Origin of the sequence: Lentzea waywayandensis (assembly GCF_900115955.1) — a bacterium.
Lineage (GTDB): Bacteria > Actinomycetota > Actinomycetes > Mycobacteriales > Pseudonocardiaceae > Lentzea > Lentzea waywayandensis.
The window spans coordinates 464,799-483,008 of the sequence record NZ_FOYL01000003.1; the positions used below are offsets into that span (position 1 = coordinate 464,799).

At 67.1% G+C, this 18,210-nt stretch carries 17 protein-coding genes; 10 read left to right on the forward strand and 7 right to left on the reverse strand.

The features are described 5' to 3' along the window. The first annotated feature begins 22 nt into the window (after positions 1–22). Entirely contained in the window at positions 23–2,146 is a 2,124-nt protein-coding gene (locus tag BM417_RS12945; protein WP_245821887.1) for a glycosyl hydrolase family 95 catalytic domain-containing protein, read from the forward strand. Between the two features lie 58 nt (positions 2,147–2,204). Here BM417_RS12945 and BM417_RS12950 read toward each other — a convergent pair whose 3' ends face one another. Then, positions 2,205–2,600, reverse strand: coding sequence for an SSI family serine proteinase inhibitor (locus tag BM417_RS12950; protein ID WP_093592197.1), 396 nt, complete (start codon positions 2,598–2,600; stop codon positions 2,205–2,207). A gap of 87 nt (positions 2,601–2,687) precedes the next feature. Then, on the reverse strand, positions 2,688–3,557 hold the full coding sequence (locus tag BM417_RS12955; protein WP_093592200.1) for an SGNH/GDSL hydrolase family protein: 870 nt from the start codon (positions 3,555–3,557) through the stop codon (positions 2,688–2,690). Positions 3,558–3,668: 111 nt separating this feature from the next. Here BM417_RS12955 and BM417_RS12960 point away from each other — a divergent pair, with 111 nt between their 5' ends. Continuing rightward, positions 3,669–4,922: an MFS transporter gene (locus BM417_RS12960; RefSeq protein WP_245821888.1), complete on the forward strand. Its 1,254-nt coding sequence runs from the start codon at positions 3,669–3,671 to the stop codon at positions 4,920–4,922. Here BM417_RS12960 and BM417_RS12965 read toward each other — a convergent pair. Both BM417_RS12965 and BM417_RS12970 read right to left on the reverse strand, forming a co-directional pair. Beyond that, entirely contained in the window at positions 4,854–5,705 is an 852-nt protein-coding gene (locus BM417_RS12965; protein ID WP_093592206.1) for a diacylglycerol kinase catalytic domain-containing protein, read from the reverse strand. The genes BM417_RS12960 and BM417_RS12965 overlap by 69 nt on opposite strands. Then, positions 5,702–6,649, reverse strand: coding sequence for an SPFH domain-containing protein (locus BM417_RS12970; protein ID WP_093592209.1), 948 nt, complete (start codon positions 6,647–6,649; stop codon positions 5,702–5,704). The genes BM417_RS12965 and BM417_RS12970 overlap by 4 nt, the downstream gene beginning before the upstream one ends. Positions 6,650–6,705: 56 nt before the next feature. Between BM417_RS12970 and BM417_RS12975 the strand changes: the two genes are divergently transcribed. Beyond that, positions 6,706–7,392 (forward strand): NUDIX hydrolase, encoded by a 687-nt coding sequence (locus BM417_RS12975; protein WP_093592212.1) that lies wholly within the window; start codon positions 6,706–6,708, stop codon positions 7,390–7,392. A gap of 357 nt (positions 7,393–7,749) precedes the next feature. On the opposite strand, the gene BM417_RS12980 is transcribed toward BM417_RS12975, so the two are convergent. Further along, positions 7,750–8,757, reverse strand: a complete 1,008-nt coding sequence (locus BM417_RS12980) for a Gfo/Idh/MocA family protein (RefSeq protein ID WP_093593647.1) — start codon at positions 8,755–8,757, stop codon at positions 7,750–7,752. Positions 8,758–8,948: 191 nt separating this feature from the next. Between BM417_RS12980 and BM417_RS12985 the strand changes: the two genes are divergently transcribed. Both BM417_RS12985 and metX read left to right on the forward strand, forming a co-directional pair. Continuing rightward, positions 8,949–10,235 (forward strand): bifunctional o-acetylhomoserine/o-acetylserine sulfhydrylase, encoded by a 1,287-nt coding sequence (locus BM417_RS12985; RefSeq protein WP_093592214.1) that lies wholly within the window; start codon positions 8,949–8,951, stop codon positions 10,233–10,235. Continuing rightward, positions 10,235–11,248, forward strand: a complete 1,014-nt coding sequence (gene metX, locus BM417_RS12990; RefSeq protein ID WP_093592217.1) for a homoserine O-acetyltransferase MetX — start codon at positions 10,235–10,237, stop codon at positions 11,246–11,248. The genes BM417_RS12985 and metX overlap by 1 nt, the downstream gene beginning before the upstream one ends. Here the strand turns inward: metX and BM417_RS12995 are convergent. After that, positions 11,211–11,897 (reverse strand): TioE family transcriptional regulator, encoded by a 687-nt coding sequence (locus BM417_RS12995; protein WP_245821889.1) that lies wholly within the window; start codon positions 11,895–11,897, stop codon positions 11,211–11,213. The two genes, metX and BM417_RS12995, sit on opposite strands and share 38 nt — an antisense overlap. A 79-nt stretch (positions 11,898–11,976) precedes the next feature. Here BM417_RS12995 and BM417_RS13000 point away from each other — a divergent pair, with 79 nt between their 5' ends. Beyond that, a complete protein-coding gene (locus BM417_RS13000) occupies positions 11,977–13,092 on the forward strand; it encodes an erythromycin esterase family protein (RefSeq protein WP_093592220.1) in 1,116 nt (371 codons plus the stop codon). Here BM417_RS13000 and BM417_RS13005 read toward each other — a convergent pair. Further along, complete coding sequence (locus tag BM417_RS13005) at positions 13,064–13,570, reverse strand: hypothetical protein (protein ID WP_093592223.1); 507 nt, start codon at positions 13,568–13,570, stop codon at positions 13,064–13,066. The two genes, BM417_RS13000 and BM417_RS13005, sit on opposite strands and share 29 nt — an antisense overlap. Before the next feature lie 120 nt (positions 13,571–13,690). Here BM417_RS13005 and BM417_RS13010 point away from each other — a divergent pair, with 120 nt between their 5' ends. The 4 genes from BM417_RS13010 to BM417_RS49165 all read left to right on the forward strand — a co-directional run bounded on the left by BM417_RS13010 (position 13,691) and on the right by BM417_RS49165 (position 17,245). Continuing rightward, a complete protein-coding gene (locus BM417_RS13010) occupies positions 13,691–14,809 on the forward strand; it encodes a sensor histidine kinase (RefSeq protein WP_093593652.1) in 1,119 nt (372 codons plus the stop codon). Continuing rightward, positions 14,806–15,459, forward strand: a complete 654-nt coding sequence (locus tag BM417_RS13015; RefSeq protein WP_093592226.1) for a response regulator — start codon at positions 14,806–14,808, stop codon at positions 15,457–15,459. Before BM417_RS13010 ends, BM417_RS13015 begins: the two co-directional genes overlap by 4 nt. A 62-nt stretch (positions 15,460–15,521) precedes the next feature. Continuing rightward, positions 15,522–16,226 carry an alpha/beta hydrolase gene (locus tag BM417_RS13020; RefSeq protein WP_093592229.1) on the forward strand — a complete coding sequence of 235 codons (705 nt, stop codon included), beginning with the start codon at positions 15,522–15,524 and terminating at the stop codon, positions 16,224–16,226. After that, positions 16,223–17,245 carry an acyltransferase family protein gene (locus BM417_RS49165; protein WP_245821890.1) on the forward strand — a complete coding sequence of 341 codons (1,023 nt, stop codon included), beginning with the start codon at positions 16,223–16,225 and terminating at the stop codon, positions 17,243–17,245. Before BM417_RS13020 ends, BM417_RS49165 begins: the two co-directional genes overlap by 4 nt. The last annotated feature ends 965 nt before the right edge of the window (positions 17,246–18,210 follow it).

Consider the following 18,210-nt stretch of genomic DNA (forward strand, 5'->3'; position numbering starts at 1 on the left):
ATCCGATCTCATCTGGAAGAAGATGCCCGCGACCTGGTTCGAGGGCCCGTTCCTCGGCAACGGCTACCTCGGCTCCGGCATCTACGCCGAGCCGGGCGCCAACGCCGTCAGGTTCAACGTCCAGCACTCCCAGGTGCAGGACCACCGGCCGGAGTTCGGGGCGCTGTTCGGCCTCGCCCGGCTGCCCATCGGCTACTTCACGCTCGAACCCGTCGGCGCGATCACCGGTGTCGACCTGCGGCTGGACCTGTGGAACGCCGAACTGTCCGGCACGATCACGACGGCCGCGGGCAGCCTGCGCGTCAGGGCGTTCATCCACACCCGTCGCGACCTCTACGCGATCGACGTCCAGGCCAGCGAAGGTGAGCGGGCGTTCAAGTGGGTCTTCCACCCGCTCAAGGCGATCAGCCCGCGCACCGACCCGAAGTGGGGCCGCCAGCCACCTGCCGGATTCACCGACAACCCGCCCGTGCAGCTCACCAGCGCCGGTGACGTGCAGTTGGCCGTGCAGCCGTTGAACGCGGGCGGCGAGCACGTGACGGCGTGGCGCGAGGTCGCTCACGGCACCCGGCGGACGCTCTTCACCAGCGTTGCCTGGTCGCATCCGACGAAAACGGCTGTGCGCAAGGCGATCGGGAACGTCCGGTGCGGCTCGATCGACGGGCTCGCTGTCGAGCATCGGCTGTGGTGGCACGACTTCTACCGCAAGAGCTTTCTGTCCATTCCGGACAAGCGGTTGCAGGCGTTCTACTGGATCCAGCTCTACAAGTTCGCCTCGGCGGCCCGCAAGGAGGCGCCCGCGATCGCGACCTGCGGGCCGTGGCTCGAGAACACGCCGTGGCCCAACACGTGGTGGAACCTCAACGTGCAGCTGGAGTACTGGCTGATCCACGGTTCCAACCACGTCGAGTTCGACGCCGTCACCTACTCCGTCGACAGATACCGCGACGTGCTGGTGGAACAGGTGCCGGCCGAGTACCGGCACGACTCCGCCGGCATCCCGCGCACCACCGACACCGTGCTGAACAACGGCGCGGGCATCGGCAACTCCGGTTACGGCGTGGGCATTCCCGGCAAGGACGTGCCGACGCCCGAGGTCGGCAACCTGACCTGGACGCTGCACAACGTCTGGCTCACCTACCGGCACACGATGGACGACCGCGTGCTGCGGGGCGTGCTGTTCCCGTTGCTGCGCAGGGCCGTCAACTACTACTTCCACTTCCTGACCAAGGGCTCGGACGGGAAGTGGCACCTGCCGATCACGTTCTCGCCCGAGTACGGGGTGAACGCGCCGGACTGCAACTACGACCTCGCGTTGATCCGATGGGGCTGCCAGACGTTGCTGGAGTCCGCGAAGTCGTTGCGCGTCAACGATCCGCTGATCCCGCGATGGCAGGACACGCTCGCCAACCTCACGCCGTACCCGGTGGACGTCAACGGGTACATGATCGGCGCGGGGGTGCCGTTCGCGAAGTCGCACCGGCACTACTCGCACCTTCTGCAGATCTATCCGCTGTACGAGGTCACTTGGGAGGATCCTGGGAAGCGGCAGCTCATCGAGACGTCGCTGAACCACTGGATCAGCTTCGAAGGCGCGTTGCAGGGCTACACGTTCACGGGAGCCGCGTCGATCAGCGCGCAGATGTTGCGCGGGGACAAGGCGGACTACTACCTCGGTGAGCTGATGCGGCGGTACATCAAGCCCAACACGATGTACCAGGAGTCCGGCCCGGTCATCGAAACGCCGTTGAGTGCCGTGCAGTCGATGTACGACATGCTCTGTCAGAGCTGGGGTGGCGTGATCCGCGTCTTTCCCGCGGTGCCGTGGCCGGACATCTCGTTGGACAACTTCCGGACGCAGGGCGCGTTCCTGCTCTCGGCGTCACGGCAGAACGGCGTCACGCGGTGGATCAAGCTGCGCAGTGAGGCCGGCGCGCCTTGCGTTGTGCGCACGGACATCAAGGATCCGGTCGTGCGCGACTCGCGTGGCCGGCCGAAGCGGTTCTCGGTGCTGGCCAACGGAGATCTGCGCATCGAACTGCGACGCGGTGAGGAAGCTGTCGTTCACCGCAACGGAGACAAGCCTGATCTGAAGGTTGGACCGGTGGGCGGATCACCGGTTCCGTCGTGGGGGCTTCCTGCCTAGAGCGTTGCCGGTGTTCCAGCACGACGGCGGTGCGCTGGAACACCGGCGAACGCGGCCTTTAGAAGTCGAAGACCTTGCCGGTGAACGCGCGCATGACGCACGGGTTCGAGAACACCTGCTGGAAGTCGACCCTCTTGGTGCGCCACTTGCCGCGCAACGTCGCCTTGACGGGGTTCAGCTCCATCGTGCACATCGCGCCGGTCTCTTTCATTCTGCGGAAGTCGCCTTCGACGGGCAGGAGCTGGTCGCACGCCGTTTCGGCGTTCTTGTGCAGTCCGCCTGCGGGTTCGCAGTTCAGCTGCGTGGTGCTGAGTGTGCCCATCTCCGGCTGCACCGACAGCACCAGGCCGGATGCGGGAAGGAGAGGCGCTGTCAGGGGTGCCGCCTGGGCCGTCGCGGGGACGAGCGGTGCGGCGAGCGCGAGACAGGCAAACAGAAGTCGGGTCCTTGCCATGCCAACACTCTGGCGCGGCAAGGACCCGGAATTCCATTCAACCGAGCGGTAACACCAGATCGTGTAAACCGCCGAAAGTGCGTGCAACTAGACGCCGGTCAGTTCCGTCCCGGCGAGAGCGGCGGCCACCTGCTTACCCACCGCAGCCATGCCCTTGGCGTTCGGGTGAACCGGGAACGCGAGGCTCGTCGGGATGATGCCCTCGACCCACTTGTCCCACGGTGCCGCACACGTATCGCGACCGGTGCTGATGTCGTAGGGGTTCACGAAAGTGGCGCCGGCTGCTTTCGCCTGTGCGCCCAGCATTCCGTTGAGCTGCTTCTGGACGTTGTCGAGGTAGGGCACGTCGCCGCGGGAGATGGGCACGATCGGCCAGCACCCACCCGACGACGGCAGGATCCGCAGGTAGCCGACGACCACGATCCTGGCCTTCGGACTGCGCTGCTTGATGCCCGCGAGCACGGCGGCCACCTTGGCGGAGGTGGCGTCGACGCGCTGGGCGAGCGAGTCGCCGTAGTTTGCCTTGCAGGGAGCGCCGTGCGGGTCGAGCACGCTCTTGCCGGCGCACGTCAGGATGATGTCGGAGAAGCCGATGTCGTTGCCGCCGATGGACACCGTGACGAGGTCCGTGTCGGCCTTGAGGGCGGAGAACTGCGGTGAGGACTGGCCGGGGATGCCGCTCTGGACGCCCGCCATGTCCTTGGTCTGCGCGCCACCGCAGGAGATGTCGGTGAAGTTGGCGATGCCGAGCTTCTTCGCGAGCACGGACGGGTAGTTCTGAGTGGACTTGAAGCAGCTCAGCGGGTCGAGCCGCTGCAGGGGGATGAACGGTCCGGAGACGAACGAATCTCCGAGCGAGACGTAGTTCCGGTACGTCGGGGCGGCGCTGGCGTGCGGGGCCAGCAATGCCGCTATCAGGGCCGTGAACAGGGAAACAACAGTCACTCGGCGCGTCATTGCTACCTCGTTACTGAAGAGTAGGAACGTAGGACGAAGGGTGACCGGACCATTGCGCAGTGTCAATCCCTCGACCAGGCTGGAACGATGACGGGGGTACGCAAAGTAGCTGTGGCATCAGCGGTCGGTAACACGATCGAGCTGTACGACTTCCTGCTCTACGGCACGGCGTCGGCGCTGGTGTTCGACAAGATCTTCTTCCCGCAGTTCGACTCGCGCGTCGGTGTGCTGCTCGCGTTCGCCACGTTCGGCGCGGGCTTCTTCGCACGACCGCTGGGCGGCGCGGTGATCGGGCACCTCGGCGACCGGATCGGCCGCCGCTCGATGCTCGTGATCACCCTTTCGGTCACAGGTGTGTCGACGGCGTTGATCGGCCTGCTGCCGACCTACGCGCAGGTCGGCATCCTCGCGCCGCTGCTGTTGGTCCTGTTGCGGCTCGTTCAGGGGTTCTTCATGGGCGGCGAGCAGGGCGGTGCGTCGCTGATGGCCGTCGAGCACGCGCCGCCGGGGCGTTGGGGCTGGTACGGCAGCTGGGTGTTCATCGGGTCGCCGGTCGGGCTCGTGCTGGCGAACCTGGCGATGTACCTGTCCTCGAAGGCCTCCGGGCCGGATTTTTTGAGCTGGGGCTGGAGGTTGCCGTTCCTGTTCTCGATCGTGCTGGTCGGGATCGGCCTCTACATCCGGCTGCGCGTGTCGGAGTCGCCGCAGTTCGCGCGGGTGGAGAAGTCGCGGTTGCCGATCGCCGAGGTGCTGCGTGACCGCTGGCGCGTGGTGTTGCTGGGGGCCGGGGTGAACCTCGGCTTCACGATCTTCATCTACGTGCTGAGCGTGTTCATGATCGGGTACGGGCGCACGGCGTTGAAGATCTCCGCGGACGACCTGCTGATCGCGACCGTGGTGGGGTCGCTGGCGCAGGTCGTCGCGGTGCCGGCGTTCGCGTTGCTGTCCGATCGCGTCGGACGGTTGCCGGTGATGTTCGGTGGCGCGATCTTCCAGGCCGCGTTCGCGTTTCCGTTGTTCTGGCTCACGGACTCGGGCTGGTTCACGTTCGCGATGGTGCTCGGGTTCGTCGGCTCGGCGGCGTTGTTCGGGCCGTCCGCCGCCTACTTCGCGGAGCTCTTCCGGACTCGGGTGCGGTACAGCGGGGTGGCGCTGAGCTTCCAGCTCGGGGCTGTGCTGGGTGGTGGGCTGGCGCCGTTGGTCGCGCAGTCGTTGCTGCGCACCGGGACCTGGGCCATCGCGCTGTACCTGGTTTGTGGTGCGGTGCTGTCCGGGGTTTGTCTGCTGGTGATCGGGTCAGCGCACGAGGCGGAGCCGGCGGGCGGCGAGTCCGATGCTCAGTCGTTGACCCCAGCCCAGTCGTAGCGCATCGCTCTCGATGCCGTCGCCGAAGGCCACCAGGCCGTCGGTTTCGACGTCGACGTCGAGCGGTGCGTCGGTGATCTCGCCCTCGGTGTGGTCGATGCCGGTGCTCGGTGACGGCCACGCTTCTCTGACGAACCAGACGAGCTTGCGCTCGGTCGGGGTGGGGAGAGTCAGCGGGCTCTTCCGTTCGCGGTGGGCCGAGCTGCACCAGCCCGTTGCTCCGGTGCCGCTGCCCACGAGGATGCCGGATGAGGCCTGGCGTTCGTCGTGAATGCGGTAGCGGCTGGTCTGGTGGCTCGGGTGGCCGACGTAGATCTCGTTGAGGGCGTAGAGGGTCTGGCCGTCATCTGATTTGGCCTCGACCATCGTGCGGTCTTCGGTGTTCGTTGTGCTGTGGAGGAGTTCCGCGGCTTCGTGCGGGGCGTGCTGGGCCAGCACGCCCCGTTCCGGGTTGATGCCGATCACCGGCTGGCCGTCGAGGTACTTGGCGACGTTCGCGACCAGACCGTCCTGCCCGACGATGACGACTACGTCCTCGGGCGCGAACAGGAACCGCGACAGGTCTTCCCGCTCGACGACGCCGCGGCGCCAGTCGAGCGGGATCGCGGCGCTGACGTCTCCCAACGCCCTGCGGGCCTGCTGGTCACGGTCCACCACCTCGTCCAGGGTTCTGTTGCGGGACTTGAGGAAGAACTCGACCTGTCCTCTCGTCCCGTGTCGTGCCAGCAACTCTGTCAGCTCGGTGCGCCTGTGCACCAGCACAATTCGCGGTGCGAGGCTCATCGGGCCAGTCTCTGCAGGATGGGCTGGAGCATGTCCGGGGTGAGGGTGATGCTGCCGATCTCCGGGAGGTTGCCGGCCAGTTCCTTGGCTGCCAGGGCGTAGAGGGTGTTGTGGGGGACCTCCTTGTAGGCGTCCAGTCTGGCCTTCTCGCCTGCGGCTTCTGCTTCGGCCAGCTTGCGGATGCCGTCCGCCTTGGCGTCGTCGGCCACTCGGCTCGCCCTGGCGTGGTCCTCGGCTGTCTTCAGGGCGTTTGCACCTCGTTGGACCACCAGGAGCTCTTCTCGCTTCGCGAGTTCGATCTGGTTCTGGAGTTCGTTCTCGCTGATCGAGCGCTCGCGTTCTACGGCCATGGCTCGGCGTTCGTAGGTGGCCTTGTCGGCTTCCTGCTGGACCTTTTCCCTGACTGTGGTTTGGAGGGCCTTCTCCATGTCCGCGTCTGGGCGGATGGCGACGACTCTCACGTCGATGATCTCCAATCCGATGTGGTTCGCCGTCAGGTTCTCGGTGATCTCCTGCTTGACGCGTGCCACGCCGGTCCTGATGGCGGTGTCGAGGGTCAGGGTGCCCAGGATCTTGAGGGCGTGCTGCTGGGTGCTCTCGGTGAGAGTGTTCGCGATCTGGCTCAGGGGGTCCTGGCGCCAGACTCCCGTGTCCGGGTCGATGGAGAAGTCGATCCTGGTGGTTGCCGTTTCCGGGTTGGTGCAGCGGTAGGTGACGGTCAGTTGGACCGTGACGTCCTGGTAGTCGTTCGTTCTGGCGTGGAAGAGCATGGGGAGCTCCCGGTCGTCTACCGGGACTTCGCTGAGGACGGCGGTTCTGGGGCGGAACCAGAAGCTCAGGCCGGTGCCCTCGTGGATCAGCTTGCCCTTGCTCACGTGTCGGATGTGGACGGTGGGGGCGCCCCTGAGGTGGCGGAGTCCGGGGTAGGTGCTGATGTCGGCCACTTGGGGGCTCCTCGTGTCGCTTGTCGTCGTTCTGACGATAAGCCTATACTGCTGGGGTGTACACGCCAAGTGATTTCCCTCCCTTTGCTGTCACGGTCGACCTGGTGGTGTTGACCGTGCGGGGGGATGCGTTGTGTGCCCTGCTGGTTCGGCGCGGGGAGGCGCCGTATCGGGGGCGGTGGGCGTTGCCTGGGGGGTTTGTTCAGCCGGCCGAGTCGGTGGATTCCGCGGCTGTTCGGGAGTTGGCTGAGGAGACTGGGGTGTCCGGGCTGCATCTTGAGCAGTTGGGGACTTATGGGGAGCCTCGGCGGGACCCTCGGATGCGGGTTGTTTCTGTTGCCTATCTGGCGTTGGCGCCTGACTTGCCGGTTCCCGTTGCCGGGACCGATGCTGCTGCTGCGTCTTGGGTTCCGGTTTCGGAGGCTTCCTCGTTGGCGTTTGACCATGACCGGATCTTGGGGGATGGGGTGGAGAGGGCCCGGGCCAAGTTGGAGTACACGGCGCTGGGGGCGGAGTTCTGCGGTTCGGAGTTCACCGTTGCCGAGTTGCGTCGGGTTTACGAGATCGTTTGGGGGGTTGCTTTGGATCCTCGGAACTTTCATCGGAAGGTGACTGGGGTGGGTGGGTTGCTCACGCCTACGGGGGCGAGCACGAGCCGGGACGGAGGGCGGCCGGCTGCCCTGTTTCGGCGGGGGGACGCTGAGGTGTTGTATCCGCCGTTGGTGCGTTCGCCTGGTCCGTAGGTGGTCACCGTGCGAGGGGATGCGGCGGCTGCTTCCTGGGGCTCTGCCCCAGACCCCGCCAATCTGATCCAAAGCCGGGATCTTCGCCGTGCGTGGGTTGATGGCACGCCTGGTGCGTTGGGCGGAGTTGCGTTGCTTTGGTGGTTGCGTTGGTGGGGTGGCTTCGTCACGAGTCGAGCCAAGAGCGGGCCACAGCCAGGAAGGGATGTCAAACGGACGAAAAGCGTGTCCGTTTGACATCCCTTCCTGGCTGCAGCAAGAGCTGTGGCACGACTCGTGACGAAGCCACCCCACCCGGATCGCTCGGTAAGGACGGCTCGCCTTCGGCTTCGCGGGTGGGCTGTGCGCCCATCGGCGCTAGAGGCGGACTGCGTCTCCTGTGGTGGTGGAGTGCTTGGCTGCCTCGATTACCTCCAGGCCCGTCACCGCGTCTTGTGGTGAGACTGGGGGCTTGCCTGCTGCTACTGAGGCGTAGAAGTTCTGGTACGCGCCTGGCTCTGTGCGGTAGGGCTTGTTGGCCAGCTTGCCCCAAGACTCCTCGGGCTCTTCGCCCCAACCCGGGCCTGCTGGGGTGTCGCCGTTCTTGAGGCGGTCTTCCTGGGGGTCCATGCCGTACTTCACGTAGGCGGCGTCGTGGCCCAGTACGCGGAACCGGGGCCCTAGGTCTGCTGCCAGGGCGCTCATCCAGAGGTGGGAGCGGACGCCGCCCTCGTGGGTCAGGGAGAGGAAGACGTCGTCGTCGGCCTTGGCGCCTGGGCGGACGGTCTTGACTTCCGCGTAGACCGTCGTTGGGCGGCCGAAGAGGGCCACTGATTGGTCTACCAGGTGGGTGCCCAGGTCGAAGAGGATGCTGCCCAGGTCTGCCGGGTCGCCTGATTCCTTCCAGGAGGACTTGATCTCTGGGCGGTAGCGCTCGAAGCGGGACTCGAACTTGTGGACTGTGCCCAGGGCCTTCTCGGAGAGGAGTTTCTGGACTGTCAGGAAGTCGCCGTCCCAGCGGCGGTTGTGGAACGGGGAGAGCATGAGGCCCTTGGAGTAGGCGATTGAGGCCAGGGCTCTTGCTTCTGCTGCCGAGCCTGCGAAGGGCTTGTCGACCACCACGTTGAGGCCGTGTTCCAGGACCTGGCGGGCGTGGGTGGCGTGAAAGCGGTTCGGGGTGGTGATGACCACCAGGTCGAAGTTGCCTGACCAGACTTCGTCCAGAGAGGACAGCAGGCTTGCTGACGGGTAGCGGGCCGCTACCTCCGCTTGGCGCTTTGGGTTGGCGGTGACGACGGCGGAGAGTTCCAGGCCTTCCGTTGCCTCGATGAACGGGGCGTGGAAGGCCGCCCCACCTAGTCCGTAGCCGACCAGAGCTGTGCGCATGACGATCAGCCTAAGCGTTCCCACCAGATGGACGGGGTGTCGCGGACCTGGACGGACCCCTACCTTCGGTCACCATGACCGTGCTGCTCGTGAGCCGACGCCACGTTGACTACGTGCGCGTCACCAGCATGGCCTGTCGCAGCTCCCGTTGATCTGAGCCCACTCTTCAACGAACGTTCTGGAGCACAGCCATGTCCTGGTCCTTTGAGACGACGCAGATCCACGCGGGCGCCGCGCCCGATCCGGCCACTGGCGCTCGTGCCACGCCGATCTACCAGACCACCTCGTACGTGTTCAGGGACACGCAGCACGGTGCGGACTTGTTCGCGTTGGCTGAGCCCGGGAACATCTACACGCGCATCAACAACCCCACGCAGGACGTGCTGGAGCAGCGCGTTGCCGCTCTTGAGGGTGGCGTTGCCGCCGTTGCCTTTGCTTCTGGTCAGGCGGCTGAGACGGCCGCGATCCTGAACCTCGCTCGGGCTGGGGACCACCTGGTTTCCAGTGCGTCGTTGTACGGCGGCACGTACAACCTGTTCCACTACACGTTGCCCAAGCTCGGCATCGAAGTGTCGTTTGTGGACGACCCGGACGACCTTGACGCCTGGCAGGCCGTCGTGCGGCCGAACACCAAGTTGTTCTTCGCCGAGTCGCTGGCCAACCCGCGCAGTCACGTGCTCGACATCGAGGGCGTTGCGGGCGTGGCTCACGCCAATCAGGTTCCGTTGATCGTCGACAACACGGTGCCTACGCCGTATCTGCTCAAGCCGTTGGACCACGGCGCCGACATCGTGATCCATTCCGCGACCAAGTACCTGGGTGGTCATGGCACGGCCATCGCCGGTGTGGTCGTGGACGGCGGGAAGTTCGAGTACGGCGCGGAGAAGTTCCCCGACTTCCACGAGCCCGACCCCAGCTACAACGGGCTTCAGTACTGGCCGGTGCTCGGGCACGGGGCGTTCGCGGCCAAGTTGCGGGTGCAGGGGCTGCGGGACACGGGAGCGGCCATCGCGCCGTTGACGAGTTTTCTGGTGATTCAGGGGATCGAGACGTTGTCGCTGCGCATCGAGCGGCACGTGGAGAACGCGCAAGCGCTTGCCGAGTGGCTGGAAGGGCGGGACGAGGTCGAGAAGGTCCACTACGCGGGCCTCGCGTCGTCGCCGTTCCACGCTGCCGCGCAGAAGTACCTGCCGAAGGGTGCGGGCGCGGTCGTGAGCTTCGAGTTGAGGGGCGGGGTGCAGGCCGGGCGAGCGTTCGTCGACGGGACGAGCTTGTTCAGCCAGCTGGTGAACATCGGTGATGTGCGGTCGTTGATCGTGCACCCGGCGTCGACCACGCACAGTCAGCTCACGCCTGAGGAGCAGCTCGTCACGGGTGTCACGCCTGGGCTGGTGCGGTTGTCGGTCGGGTTGGAGGGGCTGGAGGACCTCAAGGCGGATCTCGAGGCGGGCTTCACCGCGGCGAAGTCCGAGTTGTAGTGAGCGGCTGGCGCTTCGGTGACCCGAACGGCCGGCGGAAGTGGTTCAGCCACGCCGCGCCGTTCGCGGGACTGCCGGGCTTCCAGCTCGCGTACGAGACGTGGGGGACCTTGAACGCCGAGGCCTCCAACGCGGTGCTCGTGCTCCACGCCCTCACCGGTGACAGCCATGTCGCCGGGGGCGTGGAGCCGGGTCACCCCACGCCGGGCTGGTGGGACTCCCTGGTGGGGAAGAGAAAGCCGCTCGACGCGTTCTTCGTCGTCGCGCCGAACGTGCTGGGAGGCTGTCAGGGCAGTACCGGGCCCTGGCAGTACCCCGGATTCCCCGGCATCACCATTCGCGACCAGGTCGCGGCCGAGGTCCACCTCGCGGACTACCTCGGCATCGGGCAGTGGGCCGCGGTGCTCGGCGGGTCGATGGGTGGCATGCGGGCGGTCGAGTGGGCGGTCAGTGCCCCTGATCGGGTGAAGTCCTTGCTGTTGCTGGCCACGACGGCGCAGGCTTCAGCCGAGCAGATCGCGCTGGCCTCCGCTCAGCTGCACGCGATCAAAGCCGATCCGGTGGAGGGATTGGGGGTCGCGCGGCGGATCGCGCACATCAGCTATCGCAGCGAGCAGGAGCTCCAGGCCCGGTTCGGGCGGGAGAAGCAGGAGGACGGGCGGTTCGAGGTCGAGTCCTATTTGGACCACCACGCGGCGAAGCTCACCAGGAGGTTCGACGCGGACAGTTACGTGACGCTCACCGAGGCGATGAACTCGCACGACGTCGGGCGTGGGCGAGGCGGGGTCAGGGCTGCGCTGGCGAGGATCACCGCGCGCACGATCGTCGCCGGGGTGGACTCGGATCGGCTCTATCCGTTGGCACAGCAGCGAGAGCTGGCGGCCGGTATTCCGGGAGCCGACGGGCTGCGGGTGATCAGCTCGCCGTACGGGCACGACGCGTTCCTGATCGAGAGCGAGCAGGTCGGCGCGCTCGTCACGGAACTGGTGCCCGTGCCTTCAAGTACTCGTTGAGCCGAGCGGAGGCGGCGAGCATCGCCAGGCCCTGCGCGGTGAGGCGGCGGCGCCAGTCGGTCAGGGCGGCACCCAGCGTGTCGGTGCCGCCCGCCGTGCGGATCTGCTCCACCACCAAAGCGATGCGTGCCAACGGGTAGCCGCCTCGTCGCAGCAGGTGCGCCAGCTCGGCGTCGCGGACGTCCTCGGCCTGGAACACGCGGTAGCCGGTGGATTCACGGGAGGGAACGAGGATTCCGGCCTCCTCCCACGCGCGCAGCGTCGCCGGGGTCACGCCGAGGCGCCGGGCCAGCTCGCCGATCGTGCGGGGTTCCAGGACCGGCTCGAAGTCGGTCAGGTCCTGCACGGCCCGGCTCACCGAGTCGAGGGTCTGGCGGTCGCGCAGCAGCTGTTCGTGGCCGCGGTCGATCCACAGAAGAACGTCGTCCAGCGAGTCGCTGTGGAGCGCGTTCATGATCTGACCTGCGCGAGCGTGCCCGAAGGCCGGGATCAGGGCGATGAACGTGCGCAGCGCGGCGGCGTGGACCTCGGTGTAGACGCGGTAGCCGGACGGCGTGCGCTCGGCGGGCGGGAGGAAGCCGGACTCCTCGTAGTTGCGCACCGCCTGGGTCGAGAGGCCGTGTTCGCGGGCGAGGTCAGCTGGACGCACGGTTGAGACTTTAGCGGCGAATGTCGAGAAGATTTCAGCGAAAGTCTCAACTGAGCTTTCAATGTTACGGTTGAGCCACATGAGCCAGGACATTCGCGAGTTCATCAGCCCCTTCACCGAGCTCCTGGGGTTCGGCGAGCCGACGCACCTCGAGCACGCCCACACCTGGATCCGCAACGAGCTGTTCGAGCAGCTGGCGGGCCTGGGCTTCCGCTCGATCGCCCTGGAGACCTGCCGGATCAGGGGTCTGAGCGTCAACGACTACGTCCACGGCGGGGCCGGTGACCTCGACACGATCATGAAGGAAGGCTTCTCCCACACGTTCGGGGAGAACTGGCCGGCCAACCGCGAGCTCGTGCAGTGGATGCGCGAGTACAACGCGGACAAACCGGAGCAGGAACGGCTGTCGTTCCACGGGTTCGACTTCCAGACCGAGACGACCAGCGCGCCCAGCCCGCGTCCCTACCTCGAACACGCCCGTGACCACCTGGGCGAGGACGTCGACCTCACGATCGACGACGAGAAGTGGAGCCGTGACGAGGCGGTGCTGGACCTGACCCAGTCGCCTGGGCGGTCCGATGAGGCGATCAGGCTGCGTGAGATCGGCACCGGAATGCTCATGCGGTTGCACGAGCGGAGGTCCACCGACGAGGCGTGGGCGCGTGCGGAGACGTACCTGACGGCCGGATTGAGTCTGCTCCAGTACCACCGGGAGTGTGCGGAGCCGAACCCGCTGGGCGTGCGCCTCAACCGCCTGTGCCAGATGCGCGACGGCGTGATGGCGCGGAACCTGCTGGAGATCCGGCGCGCCGAGGCGTCCCGAGGCCCGACGTTCGTGTTCGCGCACAACGCCCACCTGCAGCGCACGAACAGTTCGATGGAGATGGCCGGCGAACGGATCGAGTGGTTCTCCGCGGGCGCGCTCGTGGCGCCGATCCTCGGTGACCAGTACACGGTCATCGGCGGCACCCTCGGCCGCAACGACTCGTTCGGACTGGGCGAACCGGACAAAGCCACCCTCGAGGGCCAGTTGCAGAGCCGGTTCACGACCTGGGGGATCACGAAGGACAAGCCGGAGGGGCCGTCCCGCACCGACACGAGGCTGGAGATGGGCTACTTCCCGCTCGACCAGCACCTCATGGACGGTGTGGACGCTCTGCTGCACATCAGGGTTGGTCGTCCAGTGACGCGGTGATCCACGGCGCGACGGGCAGTTCGCGCGTCTCGCACTCGATCGCCAGCTTCAGGGTCCACCGCAGGGCTTGTAAGACCACGGTCGCGAGCTCCTGCGGTTGACCGTTGGCCAGGGCGATCTCGATCTGCTCCGAGGCCGCGTCCTGGTCGCCGTGCACCTCGGCCAGCAACGCGCGGATCGCGGTGCGGACGGGTGGGTCGGCGTCGTCGATCTGGACCTCGTTGCCCTCCTCGTCGAAGACCTGCATCTTGACCGGAGTGGCGCCGCCGGAACCGAGCGCGCTGACCATGCTGCTGCACTCCGCGAACAGCAGGAGCACCAGCTCACGGATCTCCTCGTTGCCCTCGGGAGACCCGCTGAGGTACCCGGTCACGAGGTCCACCGCCACAGCGTCTTCCCCGGCCCTGGCCGCGGCCAGCGCCTCACCGGCCACGGCCGTCAGCCGTGACCAGCGATCTGGATCCTGTGGTGGTCTCACAGGTACTGCCTACCGCGCGGTGTCACGGATTCGCAATGCCCCATCTTGATCAGAGTGCTACCGGGGTATGTCACTCCGCAGGTCAATGTGCGAATCACCGGATCCACCTAGCATCGGGTGGTGTTCCGCACGTTGTACCGAACCGTCCTAGGCCCCGATCGCACCCGAGTGCTCGCCAAGCTGCTCGGGCGGTTGCGCATCCCGGTGCACGCCGCGCTGATCATCTACGCTTTCGTGTGGGCGGTCGTCGCCAGCGCCGGTTACGTGCGCCAGGCGGACTCGGACGGCTGGTGGGTCGTCATCTTCCTGGTGACGCTCGTGCCGTACGTGCTGCTGATCTGGTCGCCGCTCTACGCCTGGCGGCTGGCGGTGCCGGGCTTCTACCTCGTCAGCCTCCTGTGGGCCGGCGAGGGCACCGGGGCCTTCCAGTACTGGACCGCGGTACCGCTGTTCGTCGCGGTCGCGGCGTTCTACTCGCGCGGGATCGTCATCGCGGCCACGTTGATCAGCGGCGCGCTCATCATCGCCTCCGAGCCGCAGGCCGCGGACATGGCGCTCTTCGTGCCCATCGTCGGTGCGGCGGTCTACCTGTTCGGTGCGCGCGGCAGAGCGGAACGTGAGCTCGAGGAAGAGCGCGACGCCAAGGCCGCGCTGGAGGAACGTGCCCGCATCGCACGCGAGATGCACGACGTCGTGGCGCACCACATGTCGATGGTGGTGGTCTGGTGCGAGACCGCGCCCTACCGCCTCAAAGGACTGAACGAGGACGCGGTGAAGGAGTTCGCCGAGGTCGGTGAGGCGGCGCGCGAAGCCATCACCGACATGCAGCGCCTGCTGGGCGTGCTCCGGACGAACGGTCAGGAACTGGAACGCGAACCGCAACCGGGCATCAGCCGCATCCCCGAGCTCGTGCGGGCGGGGGACGAGGCTGAGATCGACGTGGACGACGTGCCGGAGGCGGTCGGCCTGACCGCGTACCGGGTCGTGCAGGAAGCGCTCACGAACGCGACCAGGCACGCGCCCGGCTCGAAGGCGTCCGTCCACGTGCACAAGAACGACGGCCGGCTCGACGTGCTGGTGCGCAACACCGCGGGTGGACCGTCCATGGGCGGCGGCAGCGGGCAGGGTCTGGTGGGCATGCGTGAACGTGTCGCCGTGCACGGTGGCACGCTGACCGTGAAGTCGACCGAGGACGGCGGGTTCATGGTCCGGGCGAGGATTCCGTTGGGGGACAAGTGATCAGGGTGGTCGTGGTCGACGACCAGGAGATGGTGCGCGAGGGCTTCTCCGCGCTGCTGAACGCTCAGGACGACATCGAGGTGATCGGCGCGGCGGGCAACGGCGTGCAGGGTGTCGCATTGGCACGTACGGTCAAACCGGACGTCGTGCTGATGGACATCCGCATGCCCGAGATGGACGGTCTGACCGCCACCCGGTTGCTGCTGGACGGGTCGCAGGAGCTGAAAGTGCTGGTGCTGACCACGTTCGACCTCGACGACTACGTCTACGAGGCGTTGCAGGCCGGTGCGAGCGGGTTCCTGCTCAAGCACGCGCCGGCCCGTGAGCTGCTCAACGCCGTTCGCGTGGTGGCCGCGGGGGAAGCGCTGCTTGCGCCGTCGATCACCAAACGGCTGATCGAGGACTTCGTGCGGTCGCGGCGTTCCGACCGCATCCGGCCCGCGCAGCTGGGGGTGCTGACCGAACGCGAGACCGAGATCCTCGTGCTGATCGCGCAGGGCCTGTCGAACACCGAGATCGCCGCGCACCTGGTGCTGGCCGAGCAGACGGTCAAGACGCACGTGAGCCGCGTGCTCACCAAGCTGGGCCTCCGCGACCGCGCCCAGGCCGTCATCGCGGCCTACGAGAGCGGGCTCGTGATACCGGGGTAGCAACGGAAAAGCGGCACGTCAGCGTGACGATTCGGGGCTTGTGGTCTTCCTAGTTTCGGTTCATGCGCCGAGCCGTCCTGTTCCTCCTGCTGATCGCCCTCCCGTCGGTCGCGCCGTCGATCGCGCAGTGGCGTTCCGACGTCGCCCGCCGGGTCGCGATCGTCGGTGACCTGAGCACCGCACGTGACGTCGTGATCGTCGTGCCGGGGTCCGATGTGGACGTCGACAGGTTCGACCGCACAGTCGGGCGGATGGCGGCAAACCTGTACGCGCAAGCCCATCGCGGCGACCTCGCGGTGATCGCGTGGCTCGGGTACCGCACGCCGCAGGGGCTTGGTGTGGACGCGGTGACCGGCTCGCTGGCCCGGCAGGGAGCTGCGGCGCTCGTCGATTTCGTGCGGGCGTTGCAGACCAACGCGCGCATCCACGTCTACGGCCACAGCTACGGGTCGGTCGTGGTCGGACTTGCGGCGCATTCGTTGGAAGTAGACGACATCGTGTTCACCGGAAGCCCTGGTGTGCGGGCGAAATCCGCGGCGGAGCTGGGGACGCGGGCGAAGGTGTGGGCCGTGCGGTCGAGCGGCGACTGGATGCGGTTCGTGCCGAACGCCCGGCTGTTCGACCTCGGGCACGGGACGGATCCGGCTTCGGACGGCTTCGGTGCGACCGTGCTGCGGTTCGAGGGCGGCAAACACGACACCTACTACGAACCGGGCAGCGAGACGCTGGGCGCGCTCGTCCGGATCGCTTCGGGGGAGAAGCTGTGAGGAATCCGTTCATCGATGCCGTGCGGGCGCTTGCCGTCGTCGCGGTCGTGCTCGGCCATTGGTTGGTGACTTCGCTGGTGGACACGCCTACCGGCATGTACATCGACAGTCCGTTGAAGCACTTGTCCTCGCTCACACCGGTTTCCTGGGTGCTGCAAACGCTGGGCCTGTTCTTCTTCGTGGGCGGCTACGCGGCCGCGCACTCGAAGACGCCGTTTCTCGTCAGGTTGAAGCAGCTCGCCGTGCCGACGTCGCTGATGCTCGGCTGCTGGGCCGCTGTCCTCTTCGGACTGATCCTGCGCGGCGTCGACCAGGGCACGGCCTGGAACATCGGGTTCCTGGTCACGACCCCGCTGTGGTTCCTCGGCGTCTACCTGGTGCTGCTGGCGTTGAAACCGTTGGTGCGCAGGCTGGACGAGCACTCGTGGGGTGTGCTCGTCCCGGTCGTGCTGGTGCTGGTGGTCCCGTACGCGGTGTGGTGGGCGGCCTGGCAGCTCGGCTACTCGTTGGCGCGCAGGAGGATTCCCGGTCCGCCGCTGCTGGTGCTGGGCGTGGCCGGGTACGCGTTGCTGACGACGTTCGGCGGCTATCCGGTGTCGGCGGTGGGAGTTCCCGGCGAGGCCGTCTCGAACCTGAACCCGCCGAACTACGCGACGCTCGCGCTGGCGTTCGCGCAGATCGGTCTGGTGCTCACGATCGCGCCGCTGCTGACCAGGCTCGGCACGACGAAACCCGTGGCGTGGCTGAACAAGCGCGCGTTGGGGATCTTCCTGGCGCACCAGAGCGCGCTGATCACCGTGACGCTGGCGCTCAGCGCGTGGGGGCCGTTGCCGGGGCTCCAGCAGCCACCAGATCATCCGGGCTGGGTGTGGCAGCGACTGCTGTGGCTGCCGGTGTGCGCGGCCGTGACCTGGGGATGGCTCCGAGCACTGCGAGGCCGATCGCTACGGCGTGCAGCACCACCACCGGCGGAGCCGGATCCAGTGCCAGCATCGGCGGAACGCACGCCAGCGCGGTGAGCAGCCACGGCAGTCGGGTGTCGCAGCTGCCGGTGCGGGCCGTGTGGATCAGGTACCAGCCGAGCAGCAGGTGGATGAGGTTCTGCAACGGGTCCACCGGCAGCAGCACCAGCACGCCGTCGCCGAGGAACCCGCTCACCACGAACCCGAGCACGCCGAGCGTCCCGAACGACACGCCCATGGCCGTCGCGAGCCGGGTGCGGTGCGACTCGTGCTGGAGCTGCGGCAGCCGGACCAGGCGCCGTTCGAACCGGTGGAACAGCAGGATGAGCGGCACCAGCCCGAGCACCAGCCAGATCGGCGCCTGCGTCAGCCCGAGCAACCCGACCAGCGCGCCGACCCCGGCCAGGTACGCGAGGTACACCGTCATCGGCGCGCGGCGGGCGAAGTCCACGACGTGCCACGACCGGCCGTCGAGCCACGCGGTGACCCGTCCGCGCGCCAGCAGCGCCAGGCACACCTGCGCCACGCCGAGCACCATCATCGAGCGCGGGTAGTCGCTGAAGAACACCAAGGCGGGCAAGGTGACGGCGCCGAGCGCGGCCAGCGTCCGGCGCGAGAGGTTCGTGAGCGTGCCGTCCGCGTAGAAGAAACCGATCTGCTGCATCAGCAACGCGCCGACGATCAGGTTCGCGTACCCGCCGGTCTTCCAGTCCATCGACGTGCGCGCGATTTCCACGGTGAGAGTCGCAAGCATCAGCACGAACGGCGCGGTGCGGCGGAAGTGCTCGTGCAGCCACGCGGCGGCGGGCGTCGCGGCCACCGCCAGCAGGTAGACCCCGAGGAACCACAACGGATGCGTGATCAACCGGCTGTACGCGTCGACCTTGACGTCCATCAGGTTCAGCGCGGCGAACAGCACGACCCACAGCAGCACGAACGCGAGCACCGGCCGCAGCAGCCACGACGTCCGGCTCGACACCCAGCAGCCGAAGCCGCCCTGGTGCGCCTGCCAGCTGCGCAGG